The sequence below is a fragment of the Bacillus sp. hwrm1 genome, assembly GCF_040207805.1.
GTDB lineage: Bacteria > Bacillota > Bacilli > Bacillales > Bacillaceae > Bacillus > Bacillus velezensis.
The window spans coordinates 1,600,689-1,620,870 of record NZ_CP157943.1 but is presented as its reverse complement, the minus strand read 5'-3'; the positions used below and the strand labels follow the sequence as shown (position 1 = coordinate 1,620,870).

Below are 20,182 nucleotides of genomic sequence, written 5' to 3'. Positions count from 1 at the left end.
TTCATTCCTCCAAGATGTGATCAAGATTTGAAAAGACCCGCCGAAGCTTACGAGTAACCCGGCGGGCGGATATGTGAAATTAAGGTCTTGTTTTGGCGGGCTGCTTCAGCATCTCACCATGCACATTCAGTATCTTTTCCTGCAGCTGCAGAAAGCTGTGTTCTGTCATTCCGTCTGCCGAATATAAAACGCTGCAAAATTCAGAAATCGTTTCGGCTGCGCTGTATTCAGCCAATAACGTCATATGATTGGATACCGCCACATCCATGATGGCGATGTTTGTCATATGCTCTTCCCACTGGCTCCAATAGTTGACGAAATCAGCGGATAAAATATCAGCCCTGATTGTAAAATACGGATCAAGCTCACCCAAGAAAATACCGTTTTTATTTCGGAAATAATAGCATGTCACCCCGTTCGGATCCGGAAGCGGCAGGAGTTCGTAATCAGTGATTTCGTAAGCGTCCTGAACGTTTATATTCTGCCTGATCAGATTTTTCACCAACGCGTCCGTCTTCGTTAACCCCCGCTGTTTGGCTTTTGCGATTAATTGCTCTAAAAATATGTCTTCATGAAGATCGGCATCTAGTTCATCACGGTGAATCAAGGTTTCAGAAATGCGTTCCGGATGTTGATAGATTGGTGCAAATAAAGCCATGTTCACCGTCTGCAGCATCATATTTTTATCAAATAATTCATCAGGAATGTTTATTTCCCGCGCACCCGCCGAGTCAAAGGAGTCGAGCATGACGATTGACTCAACGGTTTCTCCAGCCAGCTGCAATTGCCGGGTGACTTCATAAGCGAGCATGCCCCCTAATGAATAGCCGCCTACATCGTAAGGACCCCGGGGCTGCACGGTACGTATGAGCTTAACGTAATATTCGGCCATGTTTTTAATGCCGCGGATCGGTTCCCGGTCTGTCATCCACCCTCTTGCCTGAATTCCGTAAAAAGGACGCCCGGTCCGTTCGGCAACAGGCTGGTACAGCTCCACTGCCCCCAGCGCGGAATGAAACCAGAAAATCGGTCTTCCCTTTCCACCCGGGTTAAGACAGATCAGCTCGGGCGGTTCTTGATCATCTGTCTCTTCTGATATATCGTTTTGTTTCGTATGTTCCTCATGTACTTCCTCAGTGTCTTTTTGGACAGAACCGGTCAGATACCCGGCTAATGTTGCGATTGTCGGGTATTCATAGACCAGATTTGCCGTAATAGACGCTTGATAGGTTTTATTAATGGACTGAACCCATTCCACACCGATAATAGAATCCAGCCCCATCTCAATGAATGCCTCATGCTCATCAATATCTTCCGGCTTCAGAAACAGGATGTCCGCAAGGCTTTCTTTGAGCTCTTTGCGCAAAGTGCCGTCAGAGATGCCGGCAAGGGGAGTTTCTGCTTCCGGGATTTCCGGACGTACCGCGGTTTCCTCCGCTTCAGCATACTCGGGTTTCTTTATTTGTCCCGCTATATATTCCGCAAGCTCTTCAAGCGTCGGGTGTTCATACACCTTATTGGCAGTAATCTCAGTGTGGTACGTTTTATTTACTGTTTGTATCCATTCAACCCCGATAATGGAGTCAAGCCCCATATCGATGAAAGGCTCATCAGCATCAATATCTTCCGGTGACAAAAATAAAATATCTGCCAGGCTTATCCTCAACTCTTCAAGCAATGTTCTATTGTCTTCGGAAACGGCTTTTTTCGGCTGCTGGACAGAAACAGTACAATCCAAAGGCTGTAACACGATTGGCTTTTGCAATGTCTCCGGTTCAAACGCTGTCATTTCGATCTCAGTTAAAGGACTCAGAGAAATCAGCCCTTCATGTTCAGGCGGCGAAGACGGGAGAACGGTTTGCGTTTCAGACTTTTTCATGGTCTGTCCTGGTAAAGAACTGTTTACATCAGCCGCCCAATACCTTTCTTTTAAAAACGGGTAGGCAGGAAGCGGCGTTTTATAATATTGCCCTCCGTCAAAAAGCCGTGTAAAAGGAAGATCATACCCTCTGCAAAAAAGGTCAGCGATATGTGCCAGGCTTTCTCTGTACTGTGCGGGCGAAGCCGCCGAGCGGCACTGTTCAATGCATTCCATTCCGAATGTTTTCATTCCGGCTTCTTCTGCCGGCTTCTGATCCTTCAAATTGGACACAAACACACCCGGAAGCTCTCTTTTTACAAGCCACTCCGATAATACCCGCTTCAGTTCGTCCGCACTGCTTACGATACAGGCAAACCGGTGATGTAAATGCTTTCTGCCGAGCAGGAGCGTATAACTTATATTTCCCAGATCGCTGTCTTTGTTCTTGCTGAGTGAATCCAGCAGGCGTTCTGCCTGAATTTCCAGCTGACGCTCCGTCCGCGCAGATAAAGGAATGAGGCAGACCGGTTTTGCCGGCGACCGGCGCACGGTTTGCGGCGCCTCTTCAATCACAAGATGGGCATTTGTTCCGCTGAATCCGAATGAACTGATGGCGGCTCTGCGCGGTGCATCCGGATTCCGTTCCCACGGTATCAGCTTTTCATTCACAAAAAACGGGCTGTCCGCAAATTGAATATGCTGATTGGCTTGGTGAAAATGCAGGGAAGCCGGAATCTGCCGATGCTTCAGCGACAGCAGGATTTTAAACAGTCCGGCCATCCCCGCGGCCGCAGCGGCATGTCCGAGATTGGTTTTCACAGAGCCGATGGCGCAATATCCTTTTTTATCCGTATAGCGGCGGAAAGCGCGCGTTAAGGCGCCGAATTCGATCGGGTCGCCCAGTGCAGTGCCCGTTCCGTGAGCTTCCACCATTTGAATGGTTTCCGGATCAATGTGAAAAGTATCATAGACATGACGTTCCAATCGTTCTTGAGAAAGCGCGCTTGGAGCGGTGATTCCGTTTGTAGCGCCGTCCTGATTCATTGCAGATCCTTTTATGACGCCGTACACATGATCTCCGTCACTAACGGCGTCGCTAAGACGTTTCAGCACCACCGCTCCCACGCCTTCACCAGGCACGAACCCGTCCGCGCTTTGATCAAACGTATGGCAGCGTCCGGTCGGTGACAGCATATTCGCCTTATTTGACGACTGATAAAAAGCGGGAGTGGATTGAATGAAAACCCCGCCCGCCACCGCCATTTCCGTTTCTTTCGTCCAGAGCCCCTGACATGCCAAATGAATGGCTGTCAGTGAACTGGAACATGCCGTATCAACAGTGATCGCCGGACCTTGTAAATTAAGGTGATAGGCGATCCTTGCCGGAGTGACGGAATTGTGATTGCCCCAAAAAGCCTGCGCGGGCCCCTGCTGTTTAAAAATGGCCTGGTAATCTCCGCCGCAGGAGCCGGCATACACGCCGCATTCCCGGCCTCTTACCGAGTCTCCCGCATATCCCGCATCTTCAAGCGCTTTCCATGATTCTTCCAAAAACAGCCGCTGCTGAGGGTCCATATAGGTCGCTTCACGTCCCGATATATGAAAGAAAACGGGGTCAAAACATTCAATGTCCTCTATAAAACTGCCATACTGGCATTGGCTGTCAGAGACATCCCATCTGTCTGCTTTTTTAATCAGATCCCGTCCGGCGGCTAAGTGTTCCCAAAACTCATGGAGATTCTCCGATTCAGCAAACCGCCCGCTCATCCCGATAATCGCGATCGGTTCTTTTTCAGGTAACACAGCTGCTGATTTTACTGTATCGGCCGGATCCTTTTGTTCGCGGCGGTACGTCATTTGATACGGCTCAGAAACGCTGATGACGATTTTCCCGATATTTCCGCGGTCATCCAGACAGTGATACGCTTCTTTTATGTCTTCAAAGGAAAAGATTTTTGAGATGACAGGCTGAATGACTCCCTCTTCCGCCAGCCGCTGCAGTTCCAATTGATAGTCCTTGACCTGATCCGGATTTTGAAGGGACAGCTTCCGCAAATCCACGCTGTGAAACGATTGATTGTTATGAAGGACGGACAAGTCGACTGATTTAGCGGATTTCAGCGCAGTCATGGCAATTTCGATATATCTTCCGCCCGGCGCCAGGCAATTCATTCCTTTTTGCATGGCATCACCGGCCAGGGTATTAATGACAACATCCACCCCCCGGCCGCCGGTCATTCGCATGATTTCCGTTTCAAAATCTTCTTCTAAATAGCAAATGGTATTGCGGACCCCGAGCGAATGCAAATACTCAATTTTTTTCTGTGATCCGGCCGTGGCATATATTTCCGCGCCGATATGCCGGGCCATTTGCACCGCGATCAGCCCCGTTCCTCCCGTCGCGGTCTGAATTAATATTTTTTCGCCTTTTTTAAGTCCGGCTTTCCGGAAGGCGTCTATCATGGTCACCGCCACGGTGGGAAGAGCGCATGCTTCTTCAAAGGTCAGCCGGGCCGGTTTATGATAGACTTGATGTTCTTTACATGTGATGAGATTCGCCTGAGATCCAAATTCCTCTCCCATGCCGACAATCACTTCATCACCTGGAATGACGGATGTTACATGCCTCCCTGTCTTGATCACGACGCCGCTTGCTTCAAATCCCGGAGTGAACGGATAAGGCGGCATCGTCGGGTACAGCCCTCTGACACAAAGCAAGTCTCCGAAGTTTAAAGAAAAGGCGCGGACGGCTATTTGAACCTCGTCATCTTTTGTCTCGGGCACTTCACTGCGGGCAATCGTCAGATCTTCAATGCCGCCCGGACGGTCAATCACAACCCGGAACATTCCCGAGTCATCGGACTTTGCGAAAGAAGGCGGCATACGTTCTTGTTTCGGTTTCTGATAACCGTTTTCCTTTCTTTCCGTCTGCAGAGGTTTTTCAGCAGGCCGTTCTTCCTGAAGCGCCGGGCGGATTTTCGCTCTTTCGGCCTTCAGAGACGAGGCTATGATGGTTTCGTATTCTTCCGAGATATAACCGGTCAGCAGTTTCACATGATAGTAATCAAATAAAATCGTTGTCTGCAGTGTAAGATTCAATCGCTTATTAATCTCGTTAATCACATTGACGGCCAGAATGGAATCAATGCCGTATTCAGAGAAATTCAGTTCTTCCTGAATATCCTCTTCTTTCATTTTTAATACATCGGCAATACTTGTTTTGATGACTGAGCGGACATGGGAAGCGACCGATTCCCCATCAGCCTTAACAGCTTGATGCTCCTCTGGCGCGCGGCTGCGGGAAGCAGGCTGCGCGGGCTTTCGGAAAACTTCGGCCGGGGCGGCGTATGGCTTTCTGCCGTCTCTGATCCCTTGCATCCGGACGAGTCCGTCACTCTCAGCTGCGATAATCTGCTGGCCTAAATCATGAGCCGTTTCAGCAGGGAAACAAACCGCTCTGTATCCTTCCGAATGCAGCACACGCTCCCACGATTTTGGATATAAGCCGGGACTTCCCGGAATCCGAAGCTCAGCATCCTCATAGGACCACCAGCCGTCAAGCAGCCCGAAGGTTAAATGGGTAAAAACAGAACGATCGCTGATTTCGTTTATCAAAATCATCCCGTTGTATTTCAGGAGCGCTTTCAGGCGGCGCAGTGTCAAACCGATATTTTTTGTGGCGTGAAGCACATTGGCGGCGATGACAATATCGTAAACACCCGTTTTGATATTTTGTGATTCGCAAGGCTCCTCCGCATTAAACAAGGCTGTTGTCAAATACGGCACATCAGGTCCGTATTCCTGTTCGGCATGCATTAAAAAAGCTTTAGAAACGTCCGTATAACAATATTCCGCAATCTGTTTTGCAAATGGTTTCAGTTTTGTAAACAGCATGGCGCTCGTTCCGCCCGTCCCGGCCCCTACTTCTATCAGCCTGATACGGGCATCGGGGTGTTCTGTAAGATAGGCTTTCAGGTAAGCGGCCGCGGAATCTGCTAACACTTCATTAAAATAATCCGCGACGGGATTATGCTTATAAACACCTTCAACGAGCCGCATTGATGAATCGGGAAATACGATATCCGTAGCCGGACGTTCTCCTTTTAAAATGGAAGGCATCGCTTTTATCGTCGCCTCGGCCAATTCAGCTTGCGCCTGCTCCCCATTGGGAAGCAGGCGTTTATGGGCATTCCACTCATTCCAGACTGTGCGGCCGTCCGGGCGCTGATCCGTGAGAAGAGTGATCGTGTATCCGTCATACGCGATATATCCGTTTTCTTTTAATAGATTCAAGCTTTCTTCCAACCATCTGCCGTATGTGCCGATCACGCCGGCGCTCCGCATGGATGCTGCAGGTGTGGTGACAGGCTCGCTGAAAAACCCGATTGACTGTAATTGGTAAAAGAGCAGTTTGCAAAGAAGGCTGTTCATATGCGCAACTCCATTTCTCGTTTTAAAGTCTCAAGCCGTTCATTCCGATCCGGATTTTGCCGCTTGACGCTTTCCATAAATGAAGGCTTCGGGCCGGATACAACCGATATTGCATCTTGATCCGTCAGCGCGGCTAAGCCGTGCGGAGCAGCTTTGATGAATGCCGCTTGGCTGAACGGTTCTGATAGTAAGACTTCCAGCGCCTCCATTGCTTCATCGGGTTCAATAGAACCGATCCCTGACGCCTCCATCCGTTTTCTGTAAGACGGGTCTGATACAACGCCCAGACTGCCCCAATATCCCCAATTCATGACTTTCACTTCACAATCAAGCAAGGAAGCGATATGGCGGGCAAAGGCGTCTTGAAATGTACACCCTGCCGCATAGTTGCTTTGCCCGGCATTTTTTGTGAAAGAATTTACGGATGAGAAAAACAGCACAAAATCAAGCGGTTCTCCCTTAAAAGCTTCGATCATTCGGACGCTCGTATTCACCTTAGCTGAATAAGCGTTTCTGAAAGAAGCTTCATCCATATTCGCCATACTTTTGTCGGCAAGCGTTATCGCGGAATGGATGACTCCCGTTATATTGCCGTATTGCTCTCTTACGGAACGGACGGCCGCTTTAAGCGCTGCGGCATCTTGAGCATCAGCCTGTATATAATGCGGCGCGGGGCCTGATAGCGCCAGCCTGTCTATTTTGCTCTGAATCTCCTGATCCTTCGGCCGCCTGCCGATCCATATCATCCGTGCCTTGTAACGGGTGATCATGTATTTGCTCCATGCTTCTCCGATGCCGCCCGCTCCGCCGATGACAGCATAAACGCCGCCTTCTCTGTACGACATACGCGGAGCGGAACTTGTCAGCACCCGGACTGTTTTTTGCTTGTGCCAAGCTCCGTTACGGTACGCGGCAGCATTTCCGTCCGGATCTGGAGGAAGGCGCCAGATGTTTTTCATCTCAGACGAATCACTGCCTTCTTCTGCATCAATCAGCCTGATGTCCCAGTTCGGATATTCTTTTGCCAATGAACCGATCAAACCGTGTACGCCTGCATGCTCAGGCTGCGGCAGATCACCCGGATACACGGACTGTGTCTGCCGGGTCACCGCCGTAAAGCTGATGTTTCGGTTTCCATACCCGAGTGACAGCAGCGCTTTGATGAAACGGAAACATTGAATCACCCCATTCTCCTGCTCATCAAGCATTTCCTGACTGACGGATGCGGGTGCGAAACGATCCGGCGCAATCCATAAGAAATGGCGGATATCCTGATACCCGGCTGTCAATTCACGGAATGTTTGCTCGCTTGAATGATCCGGCGTCTCCGCCAGATGGGCGCGGGGCCACATTTTTGCCGCAGCCTTTATTGTATTTCCCGGCTTTCCGATGATCAGCATTTGTTCTTGATCAACCGCTCGATTTTCTTCCAGAGAAAAGAAAGTTTTGTCCCAAACAGGGGCAAGCATCGCCGTCTGAACTTCCTGCCGTTTGCTTTCGGTTTGGTTTGTCTGCCGGACAGCCCGGCAGGAAAATCCTGTTAATCTCATACAAACAGCGCCGTTTTCATCACATAAATCAATATCCAGCGTCAGCGCTCCGTTATCTGACCGATCGCTCTGTTTGCGGACAAGCGCCCACATCGTTTTCTGAGTCGGCTGAAATATTTCTGCCTGCCTCAGGGAAAACGGCAGCATCGGAGTGTCTCCGGCAGTATCTGAACCGGCACCCAGTGACGCCTGAAACGCGGCATCTAAAAGACTCGGATGGATGTTAAACTGATCGGCGGTACTGTCTGCCGTTTCCGGCAGCGACAGCCGGGCTGCAGCACCCCTCTCTCCGATCATCAGCTGATCTATTCCTTGATGGCTCGGCCCGTATATCATACCCGCATGCCGGAAAGCCTGATAAACCTCATCAGACGTCATAACCGATTGGCTGCAGCCGGACAGCCAGCCCTCTAAGTGAACTGACGGAACCGCTGCTATCTCTCCTGATACCGCGGTGCCTTTACTGTATAAAATCCGTTCTCCCCCGGGTTCTTCCGATAGGCTGTAAATTGTAAATTCAATGTCTTCATTTCCCTTAAGGATAAGGCTGATATGGACTTCTACATCCGTCCCCTTATGAACGACAGGCCTCATCCATATGAGATCTTTCAAATACATTCCTTTACGTCCGTCCGGCACAGCGTATGCGGCACGCTCAACGGCCGCCCGGGCCATTTCGATCACGGCGGCTCCCGGGAGCACCTTCTCCCCATTGACTGTGTGGTCAGTGAAAAAGAATTCCCGTCCGGTAAAAACGGATGTGAATTTCAGCTCCCACAGATCGGATGTGTTTTCATGAAGCAGCGGATGGATCACCGTTTTGCCGTCATTCCGTTTTGAAACCGCCTCGGCTTCATCTTGAATCCAGCATCTGACCTTTGCAAACGGATAGGCGGGAAGGCTGATTCTCCGGGGTTTTTGTCCCGAATATAACAAGTTCCAGTCCACATCGACTCCCTGCACCCACATGTTCAGCAAATGACCGTACTTTCTCTTTTTCAGCCATTTGACCATGGCTTCCTGCAGATCTTCATCAGATTCAAACACAGCCACTGTCTCATGATTTCGCTTCGCCCGCCCCCTGTAAAGATGCGGTGCGTTTTCATTTTCCAAGTACGATCTGAGCTTGTCCTCCAGCTCCTTAAGAGAGTCCGCAATGAAAGCCAGCCGCTCATCCATCGCTTCCCGCCCCGCTTGTAAAGTGTATGCGACATCAAATAAGTCCGGCTTATCCGTATGCTTCTTTTGAAGAAAAGCAAGAAGGCGCTCCGCGTATTCTGTCAGACGCTCCCCATTTTTCGCAGACAGCAGAATGACAGCCGGCTCTTGGCTGCTGATTGCTTGTTTGACAGGAGCCTCATATTCTTCAATAATGATATGCGCGTTAGAACCGCCCGCACCAAAGCTGCTGACCCCCGCCCTGAGCGGCTGTTCTGCTCCGTCTGCTGCAATCCGTTTCCAATCTGTTAATTCCCGGCAGACGGAAAACGGTCCTTCATCAAATTGGATATTCGGATTTAAAACATCCGCATGCAAAGATGGGGCGATTTGTTTGTGCTTCATCTGCAGCAGCACTTTTGTGACAGCGGCGATGCCTGCTGCAGATTCCCCATGTCCGATATTTGATTTGACAGACCCGATGAGACATGTTTCAGGAACATCACCGAATGCATCGGTTAAAGCCCGGATTTCAATCGGATCGCCTAATTTCGTCCCTGTCCCGTGCGCTTCCACATAGCTGATCTGGCCCGGAGAAACCCCCGCCTCCTGTAAAGCTTGAGAAATGACTTCGCTTTGCGCCTTGGGGTTCGGTACGGTGTAACCGCTCGCTCTTCCGCCGTGATTAATGGCAGCTCCCTTAATGATGCCGTAAATCCGATCTCCGTCTTGTACGGCGTCTTCTAAACGTTTAAGAAGCAGCACCCCGACCCCTTCTGCCGGAATATAGCCGTCACCCCCGGCGCCGAAACTCCCGCAGTGTCCTTTAGATGAAATGAACTGCCCCTGGCTCAGCATGAAGTACTTGTTAGGATGAACGGTGAGATTCACTCCGCCGGCAAGCGCCGCGCGAATCCGATGATCCCGCAGATCCCGGCACGCCATGTACAATGAAGTCAGCGAACCCGAACACATCGTATCGACCGAAATGCTCGGCCCTTGAAAATCACAAAAATAGGAGACACGGTTAGCAATGGATGAAATCCCGCCGGGGAGCCCGATATGCCGTCCTTTCACTCCCGCTTCAGCCGCGAATAGCGGGTATTCCTGATACATGACACCGGCATACACACCTACCTGACGGCCAAGTTCAGGTGATGTCCTCGTATATCCCGCATCCTCCATGGCCATCCACGCATGCATTAAAAACAGCCGTTCCTGAGGATCAAGGTGTTCCGCTTCACGGGGGGAAATCTTAAAGAACTCAGGATCAAAATCGGCGATCCCGTCAATGAATCCGCCCCATTTGCTGTAGATCGCTCCCGGCGCCGTCCGGTCCTCGGAAAAGTAATGTTCCCATTTCCAGCGGTCTTTCGGAATTTCGGTAATACAATCCTTTCCTTGTTTGAGATTTTCCCAAAACGCATTGATATCATCGGCCTGCGGATACTTGCCGGAAATCCCGACAATGGCAATATCCAGCGGTTTTCCTTTCGTTTTCGGACGGTTTTGATTCCCGGACGGAGCAAAAGACGCATTTTCAAGCCGATTTGGCTGAAGCACTTCTTTCACAGACGCGTTTTTCAATTCCGCCAGCTGTTCCCCGGTATGACTGAGGACTGCGGCATCAAATGAGAGAAACCCGTCTTTTTTATGTTTGATTGTATTCACCACATAAACGGTATCAGACATGACAGGTCCGTAAAGCGTCAGCCTCTCAATCATGAGCGGGACGTGAATCCGCTTTTTCAGCTGCAATTCTTCTTCACCGAGCGACATATAACAAGAATTCAATATAAGCGGGTCAAATGCAAAGTGACGCAGATCGCCTTTTTCTTTTTTTCCTGATAAGTCCAGCTGCAATAAAAAGGAGCTCTCACTCATTTTGTATCCCGCCGTTGCCGTTTTCAGCATCGGGCCTATCGTGAAGCCGGCAACCGAATCGTACAGACGGGAAATAACATCCGGCGCTACCTTTTGTGCATGCGCCTTCATTTGTTCAACGTCATACGATTTTTTTACGGGTGCCTCTATACCTCTGCTTATTTCTCCTTCGGCACACGTCTTCCGGCTTTCTTTACCGGAGACAGTGCAGCTTGCGGTAAAGCGTTCGGCACTCTTTTCTGCCGCAAATGAAATGTCAATCTGTGCGGCCTCTCCCGGCTCCAGCGTGACGGGCCCGCCCGTAAAGCGGATATCTTTCAGCTCGGCGGGATACGTGCCGGAATGAGACGCTCCGGATGCTTCAAGCACCAGACACGGATACACTACACCCATCAGTGCCGGTTTGCCGAAAACCAGATGATCCTTAAGGAATGCTTCATGTTCATAGAAAGTAAATGTCTGACTGACTGATTGCGTTTCAGAGACCGGTGCTGCATCCGCGACAAGGCCGGAAGATTCACCTGTTCCTTTTGTTTTTATGTCTTCAAGCAGTTCGGATATGCTGCTGCACTCAAATAAAAGAGTCGGATTCAGCCGCAGATCAAACGCCCCTTCGATGTCTTTAATAATGGCCAGAAGCTGTGACGATTCAAGGCCTAATTCAAAAAATACGGTGTGCGCATCATTTCTTGTGACAGGACGGCCTACGTATGTTGAGAAAATGCGGTATAAGGTTTCCTCCATCTGCTGAACGCCTGGTATCAGCTGCCGGTCTGTCCGCACCTTTTTGGCTGTCAGGCCGAGCAGTGAAGCAATATGCGCACCGCTGAGGTTGTAAAAGTCAATATCCATTTTCACCATTTCAGAAGGCGTGCCGGATTTTTTCAAAATCACCGCGTAACAGCGCTCCGTAACGGTTTCAGCGGCACTAAACGAATCATAATAAATCGGTAAAAACAAACCGGCGCCTGCAGCTGTCTGCAATACGCCGGAGGCCATGGCGGCACCGTCCATCAGCGCGGGATGAAAGAGAGCGCCGGGGAGATTTTCCTGGCATGAATCAGACTGCCGAATATCAAGGAAACATTCCTCTTCATTTGCATAGATCTCTCCCTCCGGCTTCATCAGCCCGTCATGCGACAGTCCGCGGCTTCTCGCGCCTTCGTAAACCGTATGCAAGGAGACTGATGGAAGCGCAACTTGTTTTTTCTCTTCCGCGTCAAGGCGCTTATCTGATGAGAAAACCCCTTCATGCACCTCCGCTGATAAGAAAACCGTCCCGGAATCCGCCCCGCAAATCGAGGCAGTCCAGAACTCCTTTTCTTTACTGAATATGACACTCACATCAAGCCGCTCTGACCGCTTCACTGATAAAGGATGATAAATGGTCACCCGTTTCAGACAGATGGAACGGAATGAAAGATCAAGGCTTTGCTCTGCCAGCTGATACAGCATATCAATATAGGCCAGACCGGGCATGACAGATTCTCCGTGAACAAGATGGTGTTTCATAATGGGATGTTCTGCCGTCAGGCGCAGATTCACTGTTTTTTTCATGGTTAGTCCCCTTTTAAAAACGTCACGTTGTCACCTGCCAAAACGAGTCTGCAGGTGCAGTGCTTGTCTCTGCTTTTTTCTCATATTTCTTTAAAAGATCCGCAATGTCTGTTTTTTCATTACTTGTTTTTTCCGCTTCATTCTCCGTGCTGTTCCAGCCGCCCAAAAGCGGGTAGTGTTTTTTTCTGAATTCCGGCGGCTGAGGCGCCAGGTGATGTTCCCCCTGCCTTTCACCTCTGTATTCTTCAACGAGGATATGAGCATTTGTCCCGCCGTCAGGAAATGAACTCTGAGCTGCGACGCGGGGTTTCTTCTCTGAATGCCAATCAATGGGTTCACGATTAAAATGAATACGCGACGCTTCAAAGTCATAATGTTCAAATGGCTCACGCGCTGATAAGAAAGGCGGAATCCGCTTATGATAGACGCTCAGCACACATCGGATGAAGCCCGCAAGACCTGAAGACAGAAGCAAATGCCCCACATTCGGTTTTACCGATCCGATCCGGCAGGGCAGAAGCGTTTTCCGGTTCAGCTGATAGACATCTGAGAGCGCCTTGATTTCCACCGAATCAACGATTGGGGAACCGCCTCCGTTCACTTCTATATATCCAATGTCTTCGGGCGACTTTTCCGCCATGTCAAGCGCAGTTTGAATGGCGTCTCTCTGCGCTCTTATATTCGGTGAACCGGGACCGAGCGTCCGGCCGTCATTGTTTACCGAGACGGCTTTTATGACGCCGTAAATACGGTCTCCGTCCCGCACCGCATCGCTCAATCGTTTGATAAAAACCGCCCCCGCTCCTTCTCCGAGCACTTCTCCCGCTGATTCACGGTCGAATATATGAAACACGCCGTTCTCATTTAAAATATGGCGCGCTCCGAATAACCGGTGCGCGGACGGAGATAAGAGCAGACTCACCGAACCGACTAAGGCCGCGTCAATCCTTCCGGCCAAAAGGGCGTCTTTTGCAAAGGACAGCCCGATCAGCCCTGAGGAACATGCTGTATCCACGACAAGGCTCGGCCCTGTGACATTCAAAAATCGTGAAATGTTGGCCGCTAAATAGTTTTGCCCCGCCCCCAAAATCGGGTTAGGCGCCTGCAGGATATGTTCCATACCGGCTGAAGGCTGCGCCCTGCCGCCGATGTACACGCCGACTTTCCGGCCCGATAAATCCTTTTGGCCGTACCCGGCATCATAAACGGAATGAACCGCTTCTTCTAATATGATCCGCGCCTGCGGGTCCATAATTGCCGCGTCTTTTTCAGAGATGCCGAAAAAGCCCGCATCAAACATGTCGATATCATCAATCCACCCCGCATAATCCTTTGCATTTGCTGTTGCATGCCAGCGCGATGCGGGGACAGGCCGGATGGCGGTGTTTCCTTTCATCAGCAGCTCCCAAAAAGCATCCGTTCCGCCCGCCCCCGGAAAACGGCAGGACATGCCGACGACGGCAATATCGTCTTCAGTATCCGCTTTTGGCTCCATGAATGTTCTCTCTTCAGCGTCAGCGATTAAATCAGGCTCTACGTCCCTGTCTTGAACGAAACCATTTTCTTTTGTCACAAAATCGGCTTCATGATGCGCTGCGAAATAGTCAACCATTTCTGTAATCGTTTGATATTGAAGCATTAAGGACGGTGTTAACTTTATGCTGATCCGTTTTTGCAATGATTGAACCAATTCCGCAAAGAGTATTGAGTCAATCCCGTATTCATCAAACGGCATATCATCTTTTATCTGCTCATCCGTCATTTTCAGTTCTTCGCTGAAAACGGTGCGCACCCATTGACGAATCATGTCCTTCACCTTTTGGTCACCGGCAGTGCTTTTTTTCACGGGAGCTTCAGATTTCTTCACCTTCAGAAGATCACCAAAATCAGCCTCACTGTCTTCGGGAACACAAGGAATTCCGCAGCTTTGTCCGTTTAATATGATGTAATCTAAAAACTTCAGTCCGTCTTCGGCAGACAGCCTGGAAAGTCCTGATTTTTGATAAGCAGGTGTTTCCGGCAGGCCTTCAGCCATGCCGGTTTCTTTCCAGACGGGCCATTGAACGGCTTTAACAAACACGTTTCCTTTACCTGCTTGATGATTTGCAAAAGAGTCCATAAATGAATTAGCCATCGCGTAGTCACTTTGCCCCGCAGCAAGCGAAGGGATCAGGCCCGAAACGGATGAGAACAAAATAAAAAACGACAGCGGCTCATTCTGAACAGCTTCATAGAGACCGCGAAGCCCTGTTACTTTCGGCTTGCAAACGCTTTCTATTTCAGTTTCGGTTTTATTATAAAAAGCGGGGTGTTCTCCCATTGCGCCCGCGCAATGAAAAACGCCGGTAATCGGTCCCATCGTGCCGCGGATGCTGTCCGTCATTTTCCGGAGCCCCTTTTGATCCGTAAGAGAAACGCTGTAATAACGGATCTCCGCGCCCCGCTCGGCTAACCTCTGCATCCGCTCGGCTTTTTCCGGGAGAATGCCGTCCTTTTTCATGTCTGCCCACTCTGAGGAATCGGGAAGCGGCTCCCGCCCCATGATGACCAGTTTCCTGCATCCGCGTGAAACGGCATGCTCCGCCGCAATTGCGCCGATCCCGCGCGATCCGCCCGTTATTAACAGCACATCATCAGACGAATAGGAAAGCTCAGGCGCCGCCGAAACATTCATACCCTGCTTCAGAAACGGCACATAACGGCGATTCAGCCTGTAGCAGCATTCACTGCCGCTTTTGGCCCGCGGCTGTAAAAATTCAGTCTCAATCTGTCTGCTTAATTCTTCTGTATGCTCAATCTCACAATCGCTATCTATCGTAAAAGAATGAATGTTGGCATACTCAGCGCCCAGCATCCGGTACAGCCCCGCCGTTTTCGCCCCTTGCATCAGAGGTTTACTTTCCTTGAAAGGCTGGAGGCGGTGTGTCACTTGGCTGAACACAGCGCCGCTATGACGGAGTGATTCCAGAGCCTGCTGTAAAAAGGCAAGCTTTCCGTGTTCTATCTCTTCCTGCCGTTCATATTCCGCGTCATATGCGGTTATGTCGACGACCCCGAGTATCTGTTTGTTTTGAAGAGACTCCCGCACTCTGCCGTAAAGGTTTCGCCCCGATGCGGCGGCGTAATAATCAGCGCCGTCTTTTGCCTGATGGATGAAGCAGATCGTTTCAATATGGCCGTTTCCTTTAAAAAGAGCATCGGCCAATCGGCTCGTCTTATCAGTTGCAAGTATCATTACTGTTCCTGATAATGCTTCAGACTCCGCCGGATCTTGCTGCTTCCAGTCTTTTTGAAGAATGATCTTTTGGTTTTCCGCCGGTTCGTCTGTCTGTTTCCGGATATCCGCAGGCACAGGCACCCAATACCGCTCCTTCGCGAACGGATATACAGGAAGGCTGACCCGTTTCGGCTTCTCTCCTTCGTATAACAGGCTCCAGTCAACGGCGGCTCCTTTTGCCCACTCAGTGAGCAATCTGGAATATTGCTTGTTTTTCAACAGCTCGGCCATTCCACTTGATGAAATATCATCTTGAGCACGTCCGCGGAAACATCCTTCAATTTCTGTTTTCCGTTCAAGCACATCCTTCAGTTTCGCTTGCAGGCCGCAAACGGATGTAACGATAAATGCCAGCCGTTCAGGCATCGCTTCTCTGCCAGCTTGAAGCGTGTAGGCCAGGTCTTTAAGGTTGACTTCTTTTTCCCGTAAAAAGCGGTCATACCGTTTGACATATTCTAATAGGCGTTCTTCATTTTTTGCCGAAAGCAGAAACAGAACCGGCTCGTCTTCCCGTATATTTACCGATTTCTTTTCAGCCTGCGGCGGCAGATATTCTTCTATGACAAAATGGGCATTGCTCCCGCTGGCGCCAAAAGAACTTAAACCCGCTCTTCTCGGCTGGTCAGGATGTGACGGCCGTTCCCATTCTTCCAGCCGGTCCGCCACATAAAACGGCGTGTCCGGAAACGGAATATGGGGATTCAGCGTGTCCGCGTGCAATGACGGAAAGATTTCTCCATGCTTCAGCTGCAAAAGCACCTTTGTTAATCCGGCGATCCCGGCTGCTCCTTCTAAATGGCCGATATTTGATTTGGCAGAGCCGATGGCGCAAAACCGCTTCTTGTTTGTCCATTTGCGGAAAGCGCGGCTCAGCCCTTCAATTTCAATCGGATCACCCAAAGACGTGCCTGTTCCGTGGGCTTCAATATAGCTCAGTGTCTCCGGATCTATGCCGGCACTCTGAAAAGAATCTGTAATGACTTCCGCCTGTGATGCCGGATCAGGCACGGTCAAACCGGATGTTTTTCCGACATGGTTTAAAGCGGAGCCTTTTATGACGCCATATATCGGACAGCCCATTCTTTCCGCTTCTTGAACGGTTGTCAGTAACACCGCGCCGACGCCTTCTCCCGGCACATAACCGTCACCGCCGTCGGCGAAGCTTTTGCAGACGCCTTCTGAAGACAGAAATCCGGCATTCGCCAAAAACGCATATTTATGCGGGTGTGTGACCGCATTCACACCGCCGGCAAGGGCGAATTCGCACTCCCCTCTCTTAATGCTTTCACATGCCAAATGTATGGATGTGAGCGAAGAAGAGCACATCGTATCAACAGCCATTGACGGCCCTGTAAAGTTCAGGCAGTGAGACACGATATTCGGAACAGAGGCAGGCGTCACGCCCATAGACAGCGGTGTGCCCCGCTGTGTGATTTCAGCGCCGAACAGCTCATAATGGCTCCAAAACACACCTGCGAATACCCCGACGCGTTTTCTCTTTTGCGAAGATGGCCCGCGCGCCGTTCTGTCCTGATAAAAACCGGCATCTTCACAAGCTTCCCAAGCCGTCTCTAAAAACAGCCGCGCTTGCGGGTCCATCATTTCAGCCTGGCGAGGAGTCAGATTGAAAAACAGCGGATCAAAGCTGTCTATGCGATCTAAAAATCCTCCGTAACGGTAGAACTGATCTGCTTCATATGAGAAAGGATAACCTTTCCATCTGTCTTTCGGCATTGTTGTGATGCAATCTTTCCCTGAGCGCAGATTTTGGTAAAATTCATCAATGCTTCCCGCCTGCGGGTATCTTCCCGCCAATCCGATTACCGCAATATCGTGCTCTTCTGTATGTCTCTCTTGTTTTCGGCTCCTTCTCTTTACAGCTGCATGGGATAATGAAGATCCGTTCTTGTCTCCCTTTGGACCCAATCGGCCCATGCTTTCAGTTACAGCCGGCTCTTTCCCGTATAAAATAACGGATTGCAGCTTGCCGAGACGCAGCATATATTCAAGTGCAGCCATCCCTTCCCCGGCCGGAAGCGGGCTGGTGCCCGTTGCATCATTCATGATCTCTTTCATCAAGCTGTCAACCTGCATGCCGCCATCTTCCCAAAGCGGCCAGTTGATTGTTATAGAAGCCCCGGTCCGTTCGCCTTTTTCCGCTTTGCAATCGCGATATTTCATATATTCATCCATAAAAGCGTTCGCCGCGGCATAATCTGTCTGGCCCGCATTTCCGGCCAACGCCGAGAATGAGGAAAATACGGCGAAAAACTCAAGCGGTTCATGCCGTGAAGCTTCGTCCGCATGAATCAGGCCGCTGATTTTCGGCAGGAACACCTGTTTCAAGTCAGAACTGTCTTTTTGGATGATAAATTGATCTTTTAAAACACCGGCGCAATGAAAAATGCCCGTCAGCCGGCCGAAGGTTTCTGTAATCTGAGCAAATGCCCGCTCTGTTTCGGCTTTGCTGCCGATGTCCGCTTGAACGTAAAGAACTTCTGCGCCCAATGCTTTCAGTCTGCTGATCTTCTCAGACTGTTCCGGCGAACGGCCGATGAGTGCGAGCTTCACCTTTTCTTTTTCTGCAAGGTGACAAGCAAGCAGAAATCCAAGACCGCCGAGACCTCCTGTAATGACATATACGCCGTTTTGTTTCCAGGGAGACTGTGTCTGCCCGTCCAGTTTCTCAATACGTTCGAACAATCTGATCTGCCGTATATTGTCTTTATACCGAATGTCTGTGCAGCCTGCATGAGAGCAGTCTGCTTCTGTTCTTATCATTGCGGCCGTTTCACTTGGCAATCTCTCATTCTTGTCACAGAAGGTGATCACCTGAGTGCGAAGAACCGGATTTTCCAGATGTGCCGTTTTCAGCATAGCCCCGAGAGCGGAAGACAATGCCGCTCCATTCTCAACGGCGCATACAAGCTGAATCAATGTATGTTCTTTCGGATGGTCTGTCAGTTCCCGTTTGAGCATACGAAATATGCGCTCGGCATCTGCTTCAAACTGCTCATCTGCAACCTCATGCTCCCTTTTCAGTTCTATCACTTCCGCTTCCGGGCAATATGTGCCGAGTTCACCGGTGAGACGGGGTCCTGCATCGGCAGCGATAATGAGATGACGGGTGTGTTTTTGCCCGTTCTGCACCGCCGTTTCCAGCGGATGATCTTTCCAGGCGGGTTCAAAAAACAGAACCTCATCAGCAATGTCAGTGTCTGATGTATGCCGGTCTTCGGCCGAATCTTTCAGCACACAGCCCGCTTCATTGATAAGGTAATCCGCAAGGCGGCGGACAGATGAATATTCAAAAAGCAGTGTCGGATAAAACTGCTGTTGAAAAGTCTGCTCTAATATCTTTACAAGCTTCAGCAAATGCGCCGAGTCAAGCCCCATATCATAAAAGCCTTTCCGCACATCAATATCCTGTGCCGGACGATTGATCAACCTGGCGATTTCCGACTTTATGTAAGTCACCATGTTTTGTTCCGGCGTTTGCTGTTCAGACACGTCTTCTGCGGCCACAGAATTTTCCGACTCACCACGGCCGCTTCTGTTCTGCTGAGGCGGCTTCTCTTTGTCTATCAGATGGGTAATCATATTCGCTTGTCTGACCCTTTTTACTGTCAGTTTCTCACATTCGGCCAATACGTTCCCTGCCCTGTCGTAAATCGTGAAGTCGGCCGAATAAACATCAGGTTCGCTATCTGATACGCCGCTTTCAGTGCGGCTGTTTTTCGCAGAATAAGTGTAAATCGTTTTCGGAAACGGCTGATACATGCAAAAACGATCGATCATAAAAGGAATATAAGGTGTGTCATTCTGCTTTTGGGCCGACAATGCAAAGGAAGAGCCGGCAAGGGTGGACGCATCTAAAAAAGCCGGATGCGCCTTAAATTTCTCCCGGAATCCTTCAGCCAAATCACTTAGAGTGAGCTCCATTAATTCTTCTTTATCCTGAAGCTGATAAACGGCCCCTTCATTTTTCATAAACTCGCCATGCTCAATATGGCTTCTTCTTGCAATTCCGTAAATGTCATGCATGTCCCATTTTCGGCTTGCGTTTTTCATGAACGCTTCAATATTCAGTTCTTTTGCCCGGGGCGTGTCTTCTTGCAAATAAAGCTGGCATTCCATATTCTCATCCCGGTTTCCGCCAAGCGGTGTGCCGTTTTTTGCTTTTTCGCTAGTAATCTCAACTTTCCAGCTGTCACGCGCCGGCGTAAAGGTCACATACAGGTGTTTATCAAACTCTTCAGATGTTACAACAGGCTGCTTAAAAATAATCTGTCTTAATTCTATAGGCCGTTCACCGAGATACCCGGCGGCGAGCCGATACAGCATATCTATTAAAGTCACGCCCGGGAGGACGCGGATTTGATGAACGCGATGATCCCGGACGATATAATTCGTATGGCTGATTTTCTGCAGGAACGTTTTGACTTGATCGGTGGCAACTGCCAA

The 20,182-nt window shown here is 50.0% G+C and carries 3 protein-coding genes; all 3 read right to left on the bottom strand.

The genetic code is table 11. From position 1 onward, the window contains the following. Positions 1-79: 79 nt before the first annotated feature. From ABK447_RS08185 to ABK447_RS08175, 3 genes are read right to left on the bottom strand one after another with little or no spacing between them, the layout of a single operon-like run. Positions 80-6,292 (bottom strand): beta-ketoacyl synthase N-terminal-like domain-containing protein, encoded by a 6,213-nt coding sequence (locus ABK447_RS08185; RefSeq protein WP_033574756.1) that lies wholly within the window; start codon positions 6,290-6,292, stop codon positions 80-82. Then, a complete protein-coding gene (locus ABK447_RS08180) occupies positions 6,289-12,441 on the bottom strand; it encodes a type I polyketide synthase (RefSeq protein WP_033574757.1) in 6,153 nt (2,050 codons plus the stop codon). Before ABK447_RS08180 ends, ABK447_RS08185 begins: the two co-directional genes overlap by 4 nt. Before the next feature lie 22 nt (positions 12,442-12,463). Further along, the gene (locus tag ABK447_RS08175) at positions 12,464-20,182 is read right to left on the bottom strand and encodes a type I polyketide synthase (protein ID WP_033574758.1); all 7,719 of its coding nucleotides are present in this window, start codon (positions 20,180-20,182) and stop codon (positions 12,464-12,466) included.